Below are 19,690 nucleotides of genomic sequence, written 5' to 3' on the forward strand. Positions count from 1 at the left end.
CGATCCTTCCATCTCAGCCAGGCAGAACGAGCATGCATTCCATCGAGATCAGAATGTTGACGCAGGACGCGCGGACACAGGCGTTGCTTGGCGATCTTCTGGTCGAAACGGTTGCCGCGGGCGGGTCGGTGAGCTTCATGCATCCGCTGGCGCCGGAAACCGCCCGCAGGTTCTGGGACACGTCGCTGACGGCGGCCGCAAGAGGTGAGCGGGTGGTGCTTGGCGCGTGGGAGGCAGACACGCTGGTCGGCACGGTCACGCTGCTGCTCGACTGTCCGCCCAACCAGCCGCACCGGGCCGAGATCGCCAAGCTGATGACGCGCCTCGATCGTCGAGGCAAAGGCGTGGCGACCCGCCTGATGCAAGCGGCCGAGGCCCTTGCGGTGGAGAGGGGCCGCACGCTTCTGGTTCTGGATACGGCGACCGAAGAGGGGGCGTCCGGGCTCTATGAGAGGCTGGGCTTCACGCTGACCGGGGAAATACCGGACTATGCATTGAAGCCCCATGGCGGGCTGACCGGCACGCTCATCTACTGGAAGCGCATCGGCCGGTGAACGTCATGTCGGAGATGGCTCGCCGAGGCGCGACAGCAGCCATTGGCGGAAATCCTGCTCGGCACCGGTCAGTCGCGCGATCGGTGCCTTGGTCAGAAAATGCCCCGATGTGCTCGGGAGCTCGAAATCGGAAAGCCTGGCCAGGGCCTTGCTTTCGAGTGCCGCGTCAATCAGCGGCCGCGAGCCCAGAAGCACGCCCGCGCCGGCTCGCGCAGCCTCCATCGCAGCCACGAAGCTGTCGAAGCGATGCGAGCGCCTGGGGTGACCGGCCAATCCCGCCGCGGCGAACCATTCCGCCCACATCTCGCGCGCACCGGCGACCAGGAGCAGCGGCAGGGATGTCCAGTCGGCATCACTGGCCAAGGCCGGGGCGGCCACCGGCACAAGCCGCTCGGCGGTCAGCCTGTCGGCCAGGCGTCCGGGAAAGGATCCGTTGCCGAAACGGATGTCCAGCGCTGAGCCCGGCAGGTCATAGTCGGTCGGGCGATGGATCGTCACCAGGTCGACATGGATGCGCGGCAGCGCCTTGGCAAGGTCGGGCAGCTTCGGAACGAGCACCAGCAAAGCGAAAGAGATCGGCGCCCGCAAGGTGACGGTCTCGACGGCGCGGGGCTCGAACAGTTCCGCCGTGCTGCTGCCGATGGTGGCGAAGGCTGATTGGATGTGGGGCAAGTAGGCGGCGCCCTCCGGCAACAGTGCGACGCCCCGCGCCAGCCGTGAGAACAGACGCGTCTTCAGCCGATCCTCGAGGAGCCGGACATGCTGACTGACGGCCGCCTGGGTCAGGCCGAGTTCGGCGGCCGCCGCCGTAAAATTCGAAAGCCGCGCCGCTGCCTCGAAGCTGCGCAGCCAGTCGAGTGGGGGCAAGGTGGGGATGGTTCTCGCAGGCATTACGATTTTGCAGCCATTGACCGAAAAATGATAATTTCAATTGTACCTTTCGCTCGATCAACATGCAATCGAGGCCCCGCTGAGCGGACTGCGGGGCGCAATGGACAGGAACATCTCCATGTTGACCGATGCGCTGATAGGCGACGCAGGAAGAATGATCGAACTGGGCTGGAAGGACGGCACACGCTGCCGGTTCCATGCCATGTGGCTTCGCGACAACGCACTCGACGACAAGACACGCAGCGCCGGCAACGGCCAGCGACTGATCACCATCCTCGATATTCCAGCCGAGACGCGGATCGGTGCCGCTTCGATCAAGGGCAATGCCGTGGAGATCAGATTCGTGCCCGAGAAGAAGACGGTCAGCTTCCCCGAGGCGTGGCTTCGAGCCAATGCCTATGATCGCGCCGAGGCCCGTCAGTCCGGATGGACCGCCGACGCGGTGCAGCGCTGGACAAGGGCGACGATGCAGAATTCGGTGCCGCGCGCCGGTTATCCGAAGGCAAGCCGCAGCCGCAGTGTGCTGCGGGAATGGCTCTTGGCGGTGAGGGCCTACGGTTTTGCAGTGATGGACGGACTGCCGGCCGAATCCGGCGCTCTGTGCAAGGTCTCCGACCTGTTCGGCTACATCAGGGAGACCAATTACGGGCGCTGGTTCGAAGTGCGCGCCGAGGTCAATCCGAACAATCTGGCCTACACCAATCTCGGCCTCCAGGCGCACACCGACAATCCTTATCGCGACCCGGTGCCGACGCTGCAGATCCTGTCCTGTATCGAGAACACGGTGGAGGGTGGTGAGTCCAGCGTGGTCGACGGGTTCGCCGTGGCGGCCGCCCTGCAGGCCGAGAATCCCGAAGGCTTCCGACTCCTGAGTTCGCATCCTGCCCGTTTCGAATATGCCGGATCGTCCGGCGTGCGGCTGCAGGCGAAGCGGCCTATGATCGAACTCGGGCCGGACGGCGAACTGATCTGCATCCGCTTCAACAACCGCTCGCTGGCGCCGACCATCGACGTGCCTTTCGCCGAGATGGATGCCTACTACGCCGCCTATCGCCGCTTTGCGGAGTTGATCGAGGATCCGGCTTTCGAAGTAACGTTCAAGCTTGAGCCGGGGCAGGCCTTCATCGTCGACAACACCCGCGTCATGCATGCGCGCAAGGCGTTTTCGGGAACCGGCAAACGCTGGCTGCAGGGCTGTTATGCCGACAAGGACGGCCTGCTGTCGACGTTGGCGGCGATCGAGCACGGTTTCAAGGAGGCGGCGGAATGAACGCACATGATCTGAACGCCGGCAACATCGTCGAATTCATCGCCGATATCTTCGAGCGCCGGGGAGCCGAATCCTATCTCGGCGAGCCGGTGACGATGTCCGAGCATATGCTGCAGGGCGCCTGGCTCGCAGAGCAGGATGGTGCGCCGGAAGAACTGGTGGCAGCAGCCCTGCTGCACGATATCGGCCACTACACCAGCGAGTTCGGTACCTATTCGCCCGATGACGTCGAGGACAAGCACCATGACGAGGCCGGCGGCGAGGTGCTGGCGCCGTTCTTCCCGCCGGTCATCGTCGAATGCGTCAGGCTGCATGTCTCGGCCAAGCGCTATCTCTGCGCCACCGACCCGACCTATTTCGACAAGCTGTCGCCGGCTTCGGTTCATACGCTGTCGTTGCAGGGCGGGCCGATGAGCCCGGACGAGGTGGCCGGGTTCCGCAAGAACCCGTTTCACGAAGAGGCGGTGCGCGTCCGCATCTGGGACGAGGGCGGCAAGGTCGCCGACATGAGGACGCGCACGTTTCGCGACTATGTGCCGTTGCTAGAACGCGTGGTGGCGCGGTTCGCGGCCGACCAGGCGGCGTAGCCGATCGCACCGATCAGGAAAGGGAGGCGCGGTCCAAAACCGCGCCTCCCTCGGTTTTTCGCCACGATCTGGCTTATCCCTTGTGGTGAACCTGCTGCAGCCCATAGACGGGCGTCGCAATGCCTTCCTGCCTGGCCTTCAACTGCAGCGACAGGAACTGCGAATAATGGCGCGACTGGTGCAGGTTACCGCCATGGAACCAGAGCGCCTCCTGCTGCGTCGGCTTCCACATGTTGCGCTGCTCACCTTCCCATGGGCCGGGATCCTTGGTGGTGTTCGAGCCGAGTCCCCAGCATTTGCCGACCTTGTCGGCAACCTCCTTTGAGATCAGCTCCGCCGCCCAGCCATTCATCGAGCCGTATCCGGTGGCGTAGACGATGACGTCCGCCGGCAGTTCGGTGCCATCGCTGAGCAGGATGGAATGTTCTTTGATCTCGGCCACATCGACGCCGCTCTTGAGCTTGATGGCGCCATCGATGATCAGCTGCGAAGCGCCGATATCGATGTAGTAGCCGGAGCCACGCCTGAGATATTTCATGAACAGGCCGGAGCCGTCGTCGCCCCAGTCGAGCATGAACCCCGCCTTTTCCAAGCCCTTGTAGAACGCCGCGTCGCGCTCCTTCATCTTCTCATAAAGCGGAATCTGGAACTCGTGCAGGATCTTGTAGGGCAGGGAGGCGAAGATGAGGTCGGCCTTGGCGGTGGTCATACCGTTCTGCACCGCCTGCTCCGAGTAGAGCGCGCCAAGCCCGATATCCATCAGCGTGTCGGATCTGACGATGTGGGTGGTCGATCGCTGCACCATGGTGACGTCGACGCCGGCTTCCCACAGTGCTGCGCAAATGTCGTGCGCGGAATTGTTCGAGCCGATGACGACAACCTTCTTGCCGGCATATTGGTCGGGGCCGGGGTGCTTGGAGGAGTGGTGCTGATCGCCCTTGAAATTCTCCATGCCCTTGAACTTCGGCAGATTGGGACGGCCGGACATGCCGGTGGCCAACACCAGCTGCTTCGGCTTCAGCGTGATGTCCTTGCCGTCGCGGTGGACGACAACTGTCCATTCCTTCTTCTCCTCGTCGTAGGAAGCGCTCTTGGCCTCGGTTGAGGACCAGTAATTCAGCTCCATCACCTTGGTGTACATTTCCAGCCAGTCGCCGATCTTGTCCTTGGGCGAGAAAACCGGCCAGTTCCGGGGAAAATCGATGTAGGGCAAATGGTCATACCAGACCGGGTCGTGCAGGCAGAGCGACTTGTAGCGCTTGCGCCAACTGTCGCCGGCACGTTCATTCTTCTCGATGATGATCGTCGGCACGCCGAGCTGGCGGAGCCGCGCGCCAAGCGCGATGCCGCCCTGGCCGCCGCCGATGATGACCGTATAGGGCTGCGTCTTGAAGCCAAGCTCGGCCGCTTCCTTTTCGCGCTCTTCCTTCCAGGTCGGGCGGTTCTTGCCGGAGCCGTGCTTGGCGCCCATCGGCCGGGCGAAGCCGGCCGGCTCTTCATGCCCTTTCAGCTCGACCATCGTGGTCAGCAGCGTCCAGATCTTGCCGTCCTTCAACCTGATATGGCCGAAGCCGCGCGCCACATCCGTCTCGAAGCTGATCCAGCCGTCGATCACCCCGTTCGCCTCGGTCGCGTCCTCGCCCCTGGCGATGGCGAAATGTGATGGCTTCGTCTTCGACAGCTGGCTTTCCAGCATGTCACGCACCTGATCGCGGCCTTCCATGGTCTTAATATTCCAGGTGAAGGTGACGAGGTCGCGCCAATAACAATCTTCCTGGAAGCATTCGACCGCCTTGTCGACGTCGCCGGCGGCAAGGGCCGCGCCAAATCGTTCGAGAAGGTCGGAAAGCTTCCTGTTCGGGGCCTTGTCGAGCATCAGTTTCCTCCGCGTTTTTGTTGATCGGCCTCGTTGCGAGCTGCCTTTGCCGAGCTTGGGGTCCGGCCTCGGGCAGTATCGCGGCAAACCATGGGCCGCGTCACGTCGCCAAATAGTTCGCTTTGTTTTCAAGGGTTTGACCAGCGACCCGACGTCGAGCCGGGTCTAAATGACGGCGTGCGCGTGCTTCGTGCCATGCACCGGGCAAGCCGGCATGAAAGCGGAATCGACCCCATTGACGAACGGCTGCTTTCACCCTTATGGTTCGCCACCATGAAAAAGGCACTCATTCTCGTAGGAAGGCGCGTGGGCAAGGCGGTGTAACCGCCGGGCGAAAACCTCCCATGCGCAACACACAGGCTCCCTCGGGGGCCTTTTTTATTGCCTTAAACACGACTAAACGACCAGCAAATCGCCAGATGGCGGACAGTACGGGACCAAACCGATGAGCAACGGACAGAGCGAGCGGCGCGAAATGACTGGCGCCGAAATGGTGGTGCAGGCGCTGAAGGACAATGGCGTCAAGCATGTCTTCGGTTATCCGGGCGGCGCGGTTCTCCCGATCTATGACGAGATATTCCAGCAGGACGACGTCGAGCACATCCTGGTGAGGCACGAGCAGGGCGCCGGCCACGCGGCCGAGGGCTATGCGCGCTCGACCGGCAGGGCAGGCGTCATGCTGGTGACATCGGGTCCGGGCGCGACCAACGCGGTGACGCCTTTGCAGGACGCGCTGATGGATTCGATCCCGCTGGTGTGCCTGACCGGGCAGGTGCCGACCTCGCTGATCGGTTCGGACGCTTTCCAGGAGTGCGACACGGTCGGCATCACGCGCCCCTGCACCAAGCACAATTGGCTGGTGAAGGACGTCAACGAACTTGCCGCAACCATCCATGAGGCCTTCCATGTCGCCACCACCGGCCGTCCCGGTCCTGTCGTGGTCGACATCCCGAAGGACGTGCAGTTCGCCAAGGGTTTTTACGTTTCTCCGCAAACCGCGCCACGCACCAGCTATCAGCCGAAGGTGCAGGGTGATCTGGAGAAGATCAAGGCGGCGGTCGAGCTTTTGGCCGGTGCCAGGAAACCGATCATCTACAGCGGCGGCGGCGTCATCAACTCCGGTCCGGAAGCGAGCCATCTGCTGCGCGAACTGGTCGACCTCACCGGTTTCCCGATCACCTCGACGCTGATGGGGCTCGGCGCCTATCCGGCATCTGGCAAGAACTGGCTCGGCATGCTCGGTATGCACGGCACCTACGAAGCCAACATGGCCATGCATGACTGCGACGTGATGGTCTGCATCGGTGCGCGCTTCGACGACCGCATCACCGGCCGGCTCAACGCGTTCTCGCCGAACTCGAAGAAGATCCATATCGACATCGATCCGTCCTCGATCAACAAGAACGTCCACACCGACGTGCCCATTATCGGCGATGTCGGCCGGGTTCTGGAGGATCTCGTGCGGCTGTGGCGGGCAACCGCCAAGGCCGACAAGAAGGCGCTCTATCCCTGGTGGGAGCAGATCGCCAAATGGCGCGCGCGCGATTCGCTCGCGTACAAGATGAACAACGACGTGATCATGCCGCAATATGCCATCCAGCGGCTCTATGCCCTGACCAAGGACATGGACACCTACATCACGACGGAGGTCGGCCAGCACCAGATGTGGGCGGCCCAGCACTACCATTTCGAGAAGCCGAACCGCTGGATGACGTCCGGGGGGCTCGGCACGATGGGTTACGGCCTGCCGGCGGCACTGGGCGTGCAGATCGCGCATCCGAACGCGCTGGTCGTCGATATCGCCGGCGACGCTTCGGTGCAGATGACGATGCAAGAGATGAGTGCCGCGGTGCAGTTCGACGCGCCGATCAAAATCTTCATTCTCAACAACCAGTATATGGGCATGGTGCGGCAATGGCAGCAGCTGTTGCACGGCAACCGGCTGTCGCATTCCTACACCGAAGCCATGCCTGATTTCGTCAAGCTGGCCGAAGCCTATGGCGGCCACGGTATTCGCTGCGACAAGCCGGACGAGCTGGACGATGCCATCAAGGAGATGATCTCGGTCAGGAAGCCGGTGCTGTTCGACTGCCGCGTGGCGACGCTCGCCAACTGCTTCCCGATGATCCCGTCGGGCAAGGCGCACAATGAGATGCTCTTGCCGGACGAGGCGACGGACGAAGCGGTGGCCAACGCCATCGACGCCAAGGGCAGGGAACTGGTTTAGCAGCGGACAGAGGCAGGGCTGTCGCGAGAAGCCGTGCGTAAACAGAGACTAGATCCAAGAGTTTGAAGTCGAGATTCACATCATGAACGCACAGCTACAACCGACCGGCTCCGCCTATTTCATCGCCAAGGAAACGGAAAAGCCCGAGAACCACACGCTTTCAGTGCTGGTCGACAACGAGCCGGGCGTGCTTGCCCGGGTCATCGGCCTGTTTTCCGGGCGCGGCTACAACATCGAGAGCCTGACGGTCTCGGAAACCGAGCATGAGAAACATCTGTCGCGCATCACCATCGTGACGCGCGGCACGCCGCATGTGCTGGAGCAGATCAAGCACCAGCTCGAGCGCATCGTGCCGGTCCACCGCGTCGTCGACCTCACCGTGCGCTCGCAGGAGTTCGGCCAGGAGCGGCCGCTGGAGCGGGAACTGGCGCTGGTCAAGGTCGCCGGCACCGGCGAAGCCCGCGTCGAGGCGCTGCGGCTGGCTGACGCCTTCCGCGCCAGCGTCATCGACGCCAACACCGAGCATTTCATCTTCGAGATCACCGGCAAGGGCTCCAAGCTCGACCAGTTCATCGCCATCATGAAGCCACTCGGCCTGGTCGAAATCTGCCGCACCGGCGTGGCGGCGATGAACCGTGGCCCGCAGGGGATGTAGCACCGGTAAGTTTCTCCACAGCGTGACGACGGGACCGGCCACCGGCCGAGGGTGGCATTTGTGCGGTCGTTGGAAGAGACAATAATACTGGCTTATCTGGGAGGATATCATGTCGCTCGACGCATTCCTCGCCTTGCTTGTCTACGCCTTCGTGACCTCGATCACGCCCGGGCCTAACAATCTGATGCTGCTCGCCTCAGGTGTGAATTTCGGCCTGGTGAGGAGCGTGCCGCATATGTTCGGCATCAGCATCGGGTTTCTTGTCTTGCTGCTGGCGGTCGGCCTTGGTCTTGGCGCCGTGCTGACGGCGTTCCCGGCGCTGCACACCGCGCTCAAGATCGCCGGCGCCGCCTATCTGCTCTACCTTGCCTGGAAAATCGCCATGTCACGCTCGCTCAGCGGCAAAGGCGAGACGAAGGCGCGGCCGATGCGTTTCATCGAGGCGGCGGCGTTCCAGTGGGTCAATGCCAAGGCCTGGGTGATGGCGATCACCGCCATGGCCGTCTACTCCAATCCGGAGCATCCGTTCCTGTCGGTGGCGCTGATCTCGGTGGCCTTCACCATCGTCAACCTGCCGAGCGTTTCAGTGTGGGCGGGATTCGGCACGGCGCTGCGCGGTTTCCTGTCCGATCCAGTGCGGCTGAAATGGTTCAACATCGCCATGGGCGTGTTGCTGGCCGCGACGCTTTGGCCGATGCTGCGGTGAGTTGTCCAGGTTCGCGATCCGCCTTTTGCACGCGATCATGGTGGCCAGCCCATCCATTGTGCAGTGCACATTAAATCTTCGTAATGCCGTGTTTTGGCCCTTTTCCGCCAAAGCCCTGTCCTATTCTATTCAGCGAAATCGCGGCAGGGCGTCGTGATTTGAGCTAGAATACGACCACCTGGCTATGGCGTGTCGGACGGAGAGGGTCTTTTGTCGATGCGTGGAAAAGTCATTCTTTCATTGCTTGCGGTCGCCTGCGCAGGCGCGGCCTGGCTCTATCTGTCTCCCGATGCGCTGAGCAGGGCCCGGCAGATCATCGGTGTAAATCAGGTCGCGTCGGACAAGCCGGCGCCGGATAGCCAGGATCCGCAGGCAGGGGGCAAGCAGGCGGCTGGCGGCACTGGCGCCCGTTCGGCCTCGATCATCTCGGCCACGGCAACGACGGCCGATTTCCCGGTCCGGCGCTACGCCATCGGCTTCGTCTCCTCTCCCGCCGTGGTCAGCATCAACGCGCGCGTGTCCAGCCAGATCGTGTCGATCGACGTCAAGGACGGGCAGATGGTGAAAACCGGCGATCTCCTGTTTTCGCTGGATGACCGTGCCTTGAAGGCGCAGCTCGCCAAGGATCAGGCGACGCTCGCCAAGGATCAGGCGCTGCTTGCCAGTTCGAATTCCGATCTTCAGCGCGCCAAGGATCTTGTCGCCAAGCAGGCCGGTACGCAGCAGACCTACGACCAGGCCGTTGCCGCGCAGAAGGCGGCGGCAGCGACTGTCGATGCCGACAAGGCGACAATCGATGCAGACAATGTCCAGCTTGGCTTTGCCAGGATCACCGCGCCGATTTCCGGCAGGCTTGGCGCGGTCAACGTTGCCGTGGGCGATCTCGTGACCACGAGCAATGGCAGCAGCAGCACCTCGACCCCGCTCGTCACCATCACCCAGATGGATCCGCTGCAGGTGAACTTCAACCTGCCCGAAAGCAACCTTGCGCTGCTGCACAAGGCACTGGCAAAGCCACAGCAAGGGGCAGTGACCCTGACCCAGGACGGCGACCCGACACCCATTGGCAAGGGCACGCTCGATTTCGTCGATTCCAGCGTCGATACCGCTTCCGGCACCATCGCAACGCGAGCCAGCATACCCAACGCCGATCTGTCGCTGTGGCCGGGCCAATATGTGAATGTCGTGCTCGACGCCGGCATCATGCCGCAGATGACGTCCGTCCCCACGGTCGCGGTGCAGCCCAGCCAGAAGGGGCCGTTCGTCTATGTGGTCAAGCCTGACAACACAGTCGAAATGCGGCCGGTGCAAGTGGCGCTGACCGTGGGTCAGAGCGCCGCCATCAGCGATGGCCTGAAAAGCGGCGAGAAGGTTGTTATCGAAGGCCAGACGCGACTGAAGAACGGGGCTGCCGTGCACGAAGGCAACGCATCCGCCGGATCCGGCGACCAGGCAGCACCCAAGATCGCGCAAGCGGACAAGGCCGGCGAGGCGGCCCAATGATCTCCGAGTTCTGCATTCGCAGGCCTGTCGCCACCCTCCTGATGTCGTTCGCCCTCGTTCTGGGCGGGCTGTTCGCCTACAAGTTCCTCCCGGTGGCCGCGCTGCCCAGTGCCGAATTCCCTGTCGTCAACGTCTCGGCTCAGCTACCCGGAGCCTCGCCGGAAACGATGGCAACGTCGGTGGCGACGCCGCTGATCAAGCAATTCGCCACCATTGCCGGAATCGATTCGATCTCGACCACCAACTCGCTCGGCCAGACCTCGATCGCCATCCAGTTCGTGCTCAACCGCGACATCGATGCCGCGGCCGCGGACGTGCAGGCAGCGATCGCGCGCACGCAAAGATCGCTGCCGCCGCAGATGACCTCGCCGCCGAGCTATCGCAAGGTCAATCCGGCCGACGCGCCGATCCTTTTGATGTCGCTGGTCAGCGATACGGTTCCGCTGACCGATCTCGATGCTTTCGCCGAAAACGTCATCTCGCCGTCGCTGTCGACCATCGACGGCGTGGCGCAGGTCTCCATCTTCGGCCAGCAGAAATATGCAGTCCGCATCCAGATCGACCCGACCGCGCTTGCCGCGCGCGGCATTTCGATCGACCAGCTGCAGGCGGCGATCGCATCCGCCAACTCCAACACCCCGCTGGGCGTTCTGAAGAACAACAAACAGCAGTTGACGATCACGGCCAATACGCAGCTGACCGACGCCGCCGGATTCTCCAACCTCATCATCGCCACCAAAAACGGTCATCCGGTGCGGCTGGGCGAGGTGACACGCGTCGTCGATTCGGTGCAGACCACGACGACTGCAAGCTGGTATGACGGCACGCGCGCGATCATCATGGCGGTGCAGCGCCAGCCCGACGCCAACACTGTCGACGTCGTCGACAAGGTCAAGGCGATGCTGCCGTCCTTCCAGGACCAGATGCCGGCCGCCGCCCAGATCAAGCTGCTCAACGACCGTTCGACCTCGATCCGCCAGGCCGTGGACGACGTGCAGTTCACGCTGCTGTTGACCATCGCGCTGGTGGTCATGGTGATCTTCGTGTTCCTGCGCCGCGTTACGGCGACCATCATCCCGGCCGTGGCGGTGCCGATCTCGTTGATCGCCACGCTCGGCGCGATGTTCCTGTTCGGCTTTTCCATCGACAACATTTCGCTGATGGGCCTGACGCTCGCGGTCGGCCTCGTCGTCGACGACGCTATCGTGATGCTGGAAAACATCTTCCGTCACATGGAGGAGGACGGATTGTCGGCTTTCGATGCGTCGCTGAAGGGCGCGCGCGAAATCGGCTTCACCATCATCTCGATTTCGATCTCGCTGGTGGCCGTGTTCATCCCGGTGCTTCTGATGGGCGGCGTCATCGGGCGCATCTTCAACGAGTTCGCCGTCGTGGTGACGGTCGCCATCCTGGCGTCGATGTTCGTGTCGCTGACGCTGACGCCGATGCTGTGCTCGCGGCTGCTGTCGGTGACCAAGGCCGACCGCGAGGCGCATGGCGATGGCCACAGGCGCGATTTCATCACCCGCGGCTACGACCGGATCCTGAGCTTCTGTCTGCGGCACACTTTCCTGGTGTTCCTGGTCTTCATAGGCACCGCGGCGGCGTCGGTGTGGCTGATCGAGGTCTCGCCGAAGGGCTTTTTCCCGCAGGAGGATATCGGCCAGATATCGGTGACGACCATTGCGCGCCAGGACATCTCGTTCGACGCCATGGCAAAGCTGCAGGGGCAGGTGGCCAGCGTGTTCTCGCATTCGCCCTATGTCGACCATGTTGCGTGGTCGGCGGGCAGCGGCAACAATGCGCTCAACCAGGGGCAGCTTTTCGTCCAGCTCAAGGGCAAGGACCAGCGGCCCAATATCGAGAAGGTGCTTGCGGATCTACGCAAGCAATTGGCCGGCGTCGCGGGCATCGAGACCTACATGCAGCCTGTGCAGAATCTGAGGCTGGGTTCGCGCTCGTCTGCCAGCGCCTACCAGCTCGTGGTTCAGGGCCTCGACACCGGCCAGACAGACATCTGGGCGCAGAAACTGAATGACGCGATGGCGGCCGATCATGCGACCTTCACCGACGTCACCAGCGATTTGCAGAACAATGCGCTGCAGGCGACGCTGGTGGTGGATCGCGACAAGGCGGCCCAGCTCGGCATCGACACCGACACGCTGCGCTCGGCGCTTTATGGCGGGTTCGGCACCGACCAGGTTTCGACGATCTTCGGCTCCGCCGACAGCTACGAAGTCATCACCGAGCTCGATCCCAAGATCGAGTGGTCGCCGGAGCGGATGCTGGCCATCCAGATGAGGACGGCGAGCGGCTCCCTGGTTCCGCTTGGCGCCTTCGCCCGGGTCGATCGCACGGCCGGCGCCTTGACGGTCAACCAGCTCGGCCAGCTTCCGGCCGTGACGATCTCCTATAATCTGCCGCAAGGCGTGGCGCTCGGCGACAGCGTGAGCCGCATCGACGCGCTCAAGGAGCAGATCGGCATGCCGGAGACGATCTCGACCAGCTTTGCCGGCACAGCCAAGACCTTCCAGGATTCGCTCGCCAACCAGGGCCTGCTGATCGGCGGCGCGATCCTGACCATCTATATCGTGCTTGGCATTCTCTATGAGAGCTTCATCCATCCGCTCACGATCCTCACAGGCTTGCCATCGGCTGTGCTGGGAGCGGTTGTCGCCTTGCGCTTCGCCGGCATGGACCTGTCCGTCATCGCGGTGATCGGCATCCTGATGCTGATCGGCATCGTCAAGAAGAACGGCATCATGATGGTCGACGTCGCGCTCGAATTGCGACGAGAAGGAATGTCGGCCACCGAGTCCATCCACAAGGCCTGCCTGATGCGGTTCCGGCCGATCATGATGACGACGCTGGCCGCCTTGATGGGCACGTTCCCGATCGCGCTCGGCACGGGCGCCAGCGCGGAGCTGCGCCAGCCGCTGGGCGTCGCCGTTGTCGGCGGTCTGCTCGCCTCGCAGGCGCTGACGCTGTTCGTCACACCGGTAATCTATGTCTACATGGAAAATTTCTCGGGCTGGCTGGTCGGGCTGATGCCGAAGCGCAAGCCCGAATTGCATCTGGTCGAAGCGGAGGATCAGCCTTCGCTGTTCGACGATGATGACGAAATCCGAGGCGAGCCGCAAAAGACGGCCGCGGAGTAGTGTATCCGCGTCGCGCCCACTGGCCCAAGTCGTCATGCTTGCGGCCGGCGGATCCCAGCCGTAGTTTATGACCATGTCCCACGATCATGACCACGACAACGAACTCGATCCGTTTGCCGCTCGCGTGCGCGCGCTGGAAACCATTCTCACCCGCAAGGGGTTGATCGATCCGGCCGCGATCGATGTCATCGTCGATACCTACGAGACTAAGATCGGTCCCCGCAACGGCGCGAGGGTGGTGGCCAAGGCCTGGAGCGATCCCGCTTTTGCCGACTGGCTGAAGCGCGATGCTACGGCGGCGATCGGATCGCTGGGCTATACCGGCCGGCAAGGCGAGCACATGCAGGCGGTGTTCAACACCGAAGAGACTCACAATCTCGTCGTCTGCACGCTGTGCTCCTGCTATCCGTGGTCGGTGCTCGGCCTGCCGCCGGTCTGGTACAAGGCGCCGCCCTATCGCTCGCGCGCGGTCATCGATCCGCGCGGCGTGCTTGAGGAATTCGGGCTGACGCTGCCGGCCTCAACAAAGATACGCGTCTGGGATTCGACGGCGGAGTTGCGCTATCTCGTCGTCCCGATGCGGCCTCAAGGAACCGAAGGCTGGAGCGAGGAGCGCTTGTCAGAATTGGTAAGCCGCGATGCGATGATCGGCACTGTGCTAGCCCAAAAACCGGAACAAACAGGGGGCCCGGCATGAACGGCCCGCAGGATCTCGGCGGACAGATGGGATTCGGACCGGTGGCGCCGGAACGGGACGAGCCGTATTTCCATGCCGACTGGGAGCGGCGGGCGCTCGGCGTGACGCTCACCGCCGGCGCAATGGGTGCCTGGAATATCGATGAGAGCCGGCATGCGCGGGAATCGTTGCATCCGGCCGACTACTATGCCTCCAGCTACTACCAGATCTGGATTAAGGCGCTGGAAACCCTGCTCAAGCGCCATGGTTTCGTCAGCGAGCGTGATCTCAAGGCAGGCGAGGCGATCGATGCGGCCGCGACGCCGAAACGGGTGCTGAAGGCCGATGACGTTCCGGCAGTGCTGGCCAAGGGCGCTCCGTGCAACCGGCCGGTCGAAACGGCGCCGCGGTTCAGGGCCGGCGACCGCGTGCGGACCAGGAATTTCAATCCGACCGGCCACACCAGGCTGCCGCGCTACGCGCGCGGCAAGCATGGGAGGATCGAAGCGGTGCGCGACGGCTTTGTATTCCCCGACACCAACGCGCATGGGCAGGGCGAGAACCCGCAATGGGTCTATACGGTGGTTTTCGACGGAGCCGAGATCTGGGGCGACGGGGCCGATCCGACGCTGACCGTGTCCATCGATGCCTGGGAGAACTATCTTGAACCGGCCTGAGGCGAACGGGCCTGCCGGTCTGCCCGCCGGCCTCGATGCGCCCGTCTTCGCCGAGCCCTGGCAGGCCGAAGCCTTCGCGATGACGGTGGCGCTGCACGACAAGGGCCTGTTTTCGTGGAGCGAGTGGGCGCAGGCACTGTCGGCCGAAGTGAAGAAACCCGGCGCCGGGGCTGACGGCCATGACTATTACGAACATTGGTTGGCGGCGCTGGAAGCGCTGCTGGCGTCGAAAGGATTGGCCGCCAAGCCCGATGTCGATGCAATGGCACGGGCCTGGGAGCGCGCCGCGCATGCCACGCCGCACGGCAAGCCGATCCTGCTGGAGAACGATCCGCACGCCGTCGGGTGATCGTGCGGACACGCCGCCCGTTCCCTTTACGTTCCCGTCCTCGCCTGATAACCTTGTTTGCCGCCGGCTGCCTCGATGGCGGTGGCCGCCATCTTGTCTTTCCCTTGCGAATCCGGTCACACGATCAGATGGAATTTTCACCCCAACAGGACGAGGCGCTGCAAGCGGTCGCGCGCTGGCTCAAGGCCGGCAAGCCGCAATTGTTCCGGCTGTTCGGCTATGCCGGCACCGGCAAGACGACGCTGGCGCGCTATTTCGCCGAACATGTCGACGGCCAGGTGCAGTTCGCCGCCTTCACCGGCAAGGCGGCGCAGGTGCTGCGCTCCAAGGGCGCGGTTAATGCCCGCACCATCCATTCGCTGATCTACAGGCCCAAGGGGGAGGAATCGGTCGAAGACGAGGTGACCGGCAAGACGTCGATGTCGCCGACTTTTTCGCTCAACCGGCAGAGCCCGATCTCGCGTGCGAAACTGGTCATCATCGACGAATGCTCGATGGTCGACGAGCAGCTTGGCCGTGACCTCTTGAGCTTTGGCACGCCGATCCTGGTGCTGGGCGATCCCGGCCAGTTGCCGCCGATCTCGGGCGGTGGCTTCTTCACCGACCACGAGCCGGATTTCCTGCTCACCGAAATCCACCGGCAGGCGCGCGACAATCCGATCCTGCGGCTGGCGCTCGACGTGCGCGAGGGGCGCGAATTCATGCGCGGCGACTACGGCACTGCGCAGGTGATCGGCAAGGAAGACGTCAACCAGGACCTAGTGCTGAGGGCGGACCAGGTGCTGGTCGGCACCAACCGCACGCGCCGCCGCTACAACCAGCGCCTGCGCGAGCTCAAGGGGTTCAATGCCGACTATCCGCAGGCCGGCGACAAGCTGGTGTGCCTGCGCAACGACCCCGCCAAGGGCCTGCTCAACGGCTCGCTGTGGAAGGTGATGACCTCGTCGCGCGAGACGGTGAAACCTGGCATCAACCTTCTGGTGTCGCCCGAAGAGGATGATCCGGACCGCGGTGTCGCCAAGATCAAGCTGCTCAAGGCGGCGTTCGAGGATCCCGACGCCGATATCCCGTGGCAGCAGAAGAAGCGGTTCGATGATTTCGACTATGGCTATGCCCTGACCGTGCACAAGGCGCAGGGGTCGCAGTGGAACGAGATCGTGCTGTTCGACGAAAGCTGGGCGTTCAAGGAAACGCGCCAGCGCTGGCTTTACACCGCGATCACCCGGGCGGCCGAACGGTTGACGATCGTCAGGTAGCGGAGCCCAGTTGCCTGGCGCCGAGCCATTGCCAGGCATCGGCCTCGTCTTTGAAATGCCTGAGTTCGACCGGCGGCGGGGTAGGGAGGAAGTCTCGCGCCTGCGCCGTCCAGTCCGGCTCGCCGATCGCGGCACAACGGCCGATATGCTCTGCGGCCTGGACCGCGCCCTGTCGCAGCGTCTCGTCCGATATGTCGCTCCAGTCGACGCCGTCATGATCGATCACGCGCACCAGCACATCGATTCGCGGGTGAAGCGCGTAAGCCGCTTCGAGCAGGCCGAACAGGTTTTCCGCGTCGGCCGCCGAGACATGGCCGACGATATCGATGGCGAAGAGATCCTCACGGTCCGTATCGATGCGCCGGATTGCCGGCACGGCTTCGAGGAAATTCAAGGGATCGTATCCTTTCACAAACGTCATGCGATCTTCTGGAACACCGGAAACCCCCTATCTGTTCCCGTCAAAGGCGGTATAGATGCGCCGAAATCGAGCAGGATCCGAAGCCATGCCCGCAAAGCTTTCCGTCAATCTCAACGCCATCGCCATGCTGCGCAACCGGCGCGACCTGCCGTGGCCTGATGTGATCAGGCTTGGCCGCATCGCGCTTGCGGCGGGAGCGCATGGGCTGACGGTGCATCCTCGCCCGGACGAGCGCCATACCCGCCTTTCAGACCTGCCTGAGATCAGGGCCTTGATCGACGATGAGTTCCCGCGGGCCGAATTCAACATCGAGGGCCATCCGACCGAGCATTTCCTGGCGCTCGTGGAAAAGCACCAGCCGGAACAGGTGACCCTGGTGCCCGACGATCCCTCCCAGGCAACGTCGGACCATGGCTGGAACTTCATCGCCGATGCAGCGTTCCTGACACCGATCGTGAGACGCCTGAAGAAGGGCGGTTTCCGGGTCTCGTTGTTCTCCGATGCGGATCCTGCCGGCATAAACGCCGCGCGCGATACCGGCGCCGACCGCATCGAGCTTTACACGGGACCTTATGGCAGTTGCCATGCCGATTCCGCCAAGGCGGCCAAGGAGCTGGAAAGACTGGGAAAAACGGCCGATGCGGCCTTTGTTGCGGGCCTTGAGGTCAATGCCGGGCACGATCTGACGGTGAGCAACCTGCCGGCCTTGGCGCGACGCGTTCCGGCATTGGCCGAAGTGTCGATCGGACATGGGTTGACAGCCGACGCGTTGGAGTATGGCATGGCCGGCACGGTGGGCCGCTTTCTCAGGGCCTGCGGGTGGTAATGGTGGCAGCCTCGCGTGCAAAGCATGGCAGCCATAACGCGACGGTACTTGATATTGCATCGCAGCAAGCGTAGAGCACCGCCCGCTTATCGGAGTGTCGTTCATGGCCCTTGCCAACACTGGTAGTGAGGCAGAAACCGTCGAACAATCGAGCCATCCTGAAATCGAGCAGCACAGCACCAAGGTGTTGATGCTCGGCGCGCTCGGCGTTGTTTACGGCGATATCGGCACCAGCCCGATCTACGCGTTCCGCGAGGCGCTGGTGGCGTCGTCGGGCGGCGAAGTGGCCGACCGTGGCGACATTCTTGGCGTTCTCTCGCTGATCATCTGGTCACTGACGATCATCGTCACCATCAAATACATCATGTTCGTGCTGCGCGCCAACAACCGCGGCGAAGGCGGCGTGCTGTCGTTGATGGCATTGGCGCGCGGCAGTTTCCCGAAGCGCTCGGCGATCATCCTGGGCATCGGTATCGTCGGCGCCTCGCTGTTTTTCGGCGACGCCGTCATAACCCCGGCAATTTCGGTGCTCTCGGCGGTCGAGGGCATGAATGTCGTCACGCCGACCTTCCAGCCCTATGTCGTGCCGCTGACACTGGTCATCCTGGCGGTTCTGTTTTCGGTGCAGCGCTTCGGCACCGGCGGCGTGGCGCTGATCTTCGGCCCGATCACCGCGGTCTGGTTCCTGGCTATCGGCCTGTCCGGCCTCAACCATATCATCGCCGATCCGGAAATCCTGTGGGCGATCAGCCCGCACTATATCGTCGCCTTCCTGATCAATTCGCCCGATGTCGCCTTCGTCACCATCGGCGCCATCTTCCTTGCGGTCACTGGCGCCGAAGCGCTCTATGCCGATCTGGGCCATTTCGGCCGCAAGCCGATCGTGCTCGCCTGGCTGGCGATCGTGTTCCCTTGCCTGCTGCTCAACTATGCCGGCCAGGGCGCCTTCGTGCTGGCCAAGAACGGCGTGGTCGGACATCCCTTCTTCGAAATGAACGAAGGCTGGACGCTGATCCCGATGGTGGTGCTGGCGACCGCCGCGACGGTCATCGCCAGCCAGGCGGTGATTTCAGGCGCATTCTCGCTGACCAGGCAAGCGGTGCAGCTCAACATGCTGCCACGGCTGGAAATCCTGCACACGTCGGAAAAGCAGTCCGGCCAGATCTACATGCCGCGCGTCAACCTGTTGCTGGCGCTGGTGGTGATGATGCTGGTGGTGGGCTTCGGCGAATCCAGCAGGCTGGCTTCGGCATACGGCATCTCGGTGACCGGCAACATGCTGGTGACCACGGTGCTGCTGTTTGTCGTCATGACCCGCATCTGGAAATGGCGGCTGTGGGTGGCGGTCGCGATGACAGCCTTGTTCGGTTTCATCGATGTCGGTTTCTTTGCTTCCAACATCGTCAAGGTGTTCGAAGGCGGCTGGGCCTCGCTGGCGGTGGCCTTCACCATCGTGCTGGCCATGTGGACCTGGGTGCGCGGCAGCCGTTATCTCTTCGACAAGACCCGCCGCAACGAGATCCCGCTCGATTTCCTGGCCGGCAATCTGTTGAAGAAGAAGCCGCAGCTGGTATCCGGCACCGCGGTGTTCCTGACCAGCGATCCGCTCAGCGCGCCGACCGCGCTGATGCACAGCCTGAAGCACTACAAGGTCCTGCACGAGCAGAATGTGATCCTCTCGGTGGTGACCGCGCCGCAGCCGGTGGTGCCCGACAGCGACCGGGTCAAGATGGAGACGGTCAACGAGCTGTTCATGCGGGTGACGCTGACCTTCGGCTATATGGAGCAGCCCAACATCCCGCGCGCGCTGGCGATCTGCCGCAAGCAAGGCTGGAAATTCGACATCATGACAACGTCCTTCTTCCTGTCCCGGCGCTCGCTGAAAGCCTCGCCCAATTCCGGCATGCCGGTATGGCAGGACCGGCTGTTCATCGGGCTGGCGCGCACGGCGGCCGACGCCACCGAATATTTCCAGATACCGACCGGCCGTGTGGTAGAGATCGGCACGCAGGTGGCGATCTGACTGTCTCGATCGCCTTGGGCTGACGCTTCGGGGGA

General features: G+C 63.1%; 17 protein-coding genes. 14 read left to right on the plus strand and 3 right to left on the minus strand.

Annotation, left to right across the window (positions count from 1 at the left end; translation table 11 throughout):
• Positions 1-32 precede the first annotated feature (32 nt).
• The gene (locus tag LB541_RS24310; RefSeq protein WP_140495357.1) at positions 33-554 is read left to right on the plus strand and encodes a GNAT family N-acetyltransferase; all 522 of its coding nucleotides are present in this window, start codon (positions 33-35) and stop codon (positions 552-554) included.
• A gap of 3 nt (positions 555-557) precedes the next feature.
• Here the strand turns inward: LB541_RS24310 and LB541_RS24315 are convergent, their stop codons facing one another.
• The gene (locus LB541_RS24315; protein ID WP_140559560.1) at positions 558-1,445 is read right to left on the minus strand and encodes a LysR family transcriptional regulator; all 888 of its coding nucleotides are present in this window, start codon (positions 1,443-1,445) and stop codon (positions 558-560) included.
• A 118-nt stretch (positions 1,446-1,563) separates the two neighbouring features.
• Between LB541_RS24315 and LB541_RS24320 the strand changes: the two genes are divergently transcribed.
• Both LB541_RS24320 and LB541_RS24325 read left to right on the plus strand, forming a co-directional pair.
• The gene (locus LB541_RS24320; protein ID WP_224619810.1) at positions 1,564-2,715 is read left to right on the plus strand and encodes a gamma-butyrobetaine dioxygenase; all 1,152 of its coding nucleotides are present in this window, start codon (positions 1,564-1,566) and stop codon (positions 2,713-2,715) included.
• The gene (locus tag LB541_RS24325; RefSeq protein ID WP_140495362.1) at positions 2,712-3,302 is read left to right on the plus strand and encodes an HD domain-containing protein; all 591 of its coding nucleotides are present in this window, start codon (positions 2,712-2,714) and stop codon (positions 3,300-3,302) included. The genes LB541_RS24320 and LB541_RS24325 overlap by 4 nt, the downstream gene beginning before the upstream one ends.
• A 73-nt stretch (positions 3,303-3,375) precedes the next feature.
• Here the strand turns inward: LB541_RS24325 and LB541_RS24330 are convergent, their stop codons facing one another.
• Positions 3,376-5,178, minus strand: a complete 1,803-nt coding sequence (locus LB541_RS24330) for an NAD(P)/FAD-dependent oxidoreductase (RefSeq protein WP_224619812.1) — start codon at positions 5,176-5,178, stop codon at positions 3,376-3,378.
• Between the two features lie 445 nt (positions 5,179-5,623).
• Between LB541_RS24330 and LB541_RS24335 the strand changes: the two genes are divergently transcribed.
• The 9 genes from LB541_RS24335 to LB541_RS24375 all read left to right on the plus strand — a co-directional run bounded on the left by LB541_RS24335 (position 5,624) and on the right by LB541_RS24375 (position 16,385).
• Positions 5,624-7,405, plus strand: a complete 1,782-nt coding sequence (locus LB541_RS24335) for an acetolactate synthase 3 large subunit (protein ID WP_140516486.1) — start codon at positions 5,624-5,626, stop codon at positions 7,403-7,405.
• Positions 7,406-7,487: 82 nt separating this feature from the next.
• Positions 7,488-8,060, plus strand: coding sequence for an acetolactate synthase small subunit (gene ilvN, locus LB541_RS24340; protein WP_023676680.1), 573 nt, complete (start codon positions 7,488-7,490; stop codon positions 8,058-8,060).
• 109 nt (positions 8,061-8,169) lie between these two features.
• Entirely contained in the window at positions 8,170-8,766 is a 597-nt protein-coding gene (locus tag LB541_RS24345) for a LysE family translocator (RefSeq protein ID WP_140516483.1), read from the plus strand.
• 216 nt (positions 8,767-8,982) lie between these two features.
• The gene (locus tag LB541_RS24350; RefSeq protein ID WP_140648748.1) at positions 8,983-10,269 is read left to right on the plus strand and encodes an efflux RND transporter periplasmic adaptor subunit; all 1,287 of its coding nucleotides are present in this window, start codon (positions 8,983-8,985) and stop codon (positions 10,267-10,269) included.
• On the plus strand, positions 10,266-13,427 hold the full coding sequence (locus LB541_RS24355) for an efflux RND transporter permease subunit (protein ID WP_140554980.1): 3,162 nt from the start codon (positions 10,266-10,268) through the stop codon (positions 13,425-13,427). Before LB541_RS24350 ends, LB541_RS24355 begins: the two co-directional genes overlap by 4 nt.
• A gap of 73 nt (positions 13,428-13,500) precedes the next feature.
• Positions 13,501-14,124 (plus strand): nitrile hydratase subunit alpha, encoded by a 624-nt coding sequence (nthA, locus tag LB541_RS24360; RefSeq protein ID WP_140495374.1) that lies wholly within the window; start codon positions 13,501-13,503, stop codon positions 14,122-14,124.
• On the plus strand, positions 14,121-14,780 hold the full coding sequence (nthB, locus tag LB541_RS24365; RefSeq protein ID WP_140898179.1) for a nitrile hydratase subunit beta: 660 nt from the start codon (positions 14,121-14,123) through the stop codon (positions 14,778-14,780). Before nthA ends, nthB begins: the two co-directional genes overlap by 4 nt.
• Entirely contained in the window at positions 14,767-15,129 is a 363-nt protein-coding gene (locus LB541_RS24370) for a nitrile hydratase accessory protein (protein WP_181167329.1), read from the plus strand. The genes nthB and LB541_RS24370 overlap by 14 nt, the downstream gene beginning before the upstream one ends.
• A gap of 128 nt (positions 15,130-15,257) precedes the next feature.
• On the plus strand, positions 15,258-16,385 hold the full coding sequence (locus tag LB541_RS24375; protein WP_140516474.1) for an ATP-dependent RecD-like DNA helicase: 1,128 nt from the start codon (positions 15,258-15,260) through the stop codon (positions 16,383-16,385).
• Here LB541_RS24375 and LB541_RS24380 read toward each other — a convergent pair.
• Complete coding sequence (locus LB541_RS24380; RefSeq protein ID WP_140521265.1) at positions 16,378-16,779, minus strand: STAS/SEC14 domain-containing protein; 402 nt, start codon at positions 16,777-16,779, stop codon at positions 16,378-16,380. The genes LB541_RS24375 and LB541_RS24380 overlap by 8 nt on opposite strands.
• Before the next feature lie 112 nt (positions 16,780-16,891).
• Between LB541_RS24380 and LB541_RS24385 the strand changes: the two genes are divergently transcribed.
• Together LB541_RS24385 and LB541_RS24390 are read left to right on the plus strand one after the other, a co-directional pair.
• Complete coding sequence (locus LB541_RS24385) at positions 16,892-17,632, plus strand: pyridoxine 5'-phosphate synthase (protein WP_140564199.1); 741 nt, start codon at positions 16,892-16,894, stop codon at positions 17,630-17,632.
• A gap of 103 nt (positions 17,633-17,735) precedes the next feature.
• On the plus strand, positions 17,736-19,655 hold the full coding sequence (locus LB541_RS24390; protein WP_140495382.1) for a potassium transporter Kup: 1,920 nt from the start codon (positions 17,736-17,738) through the stop codon (positions 19,653-19,655).
• Positions 19,656-19,690: the final 35 nt, after the last annotated feature.

It is taken from the genome of Mesorhizobium sp. BR1-1-15 (assembly GCF_020165475.1).
In the GTDB taxonomy this organism is placed as follows: domain Bacteria; phylum Pseudomonadota; class Alphaproteobacteria; order Rhizobiales; family Rhizobiaceae; genus Mesorhizobium.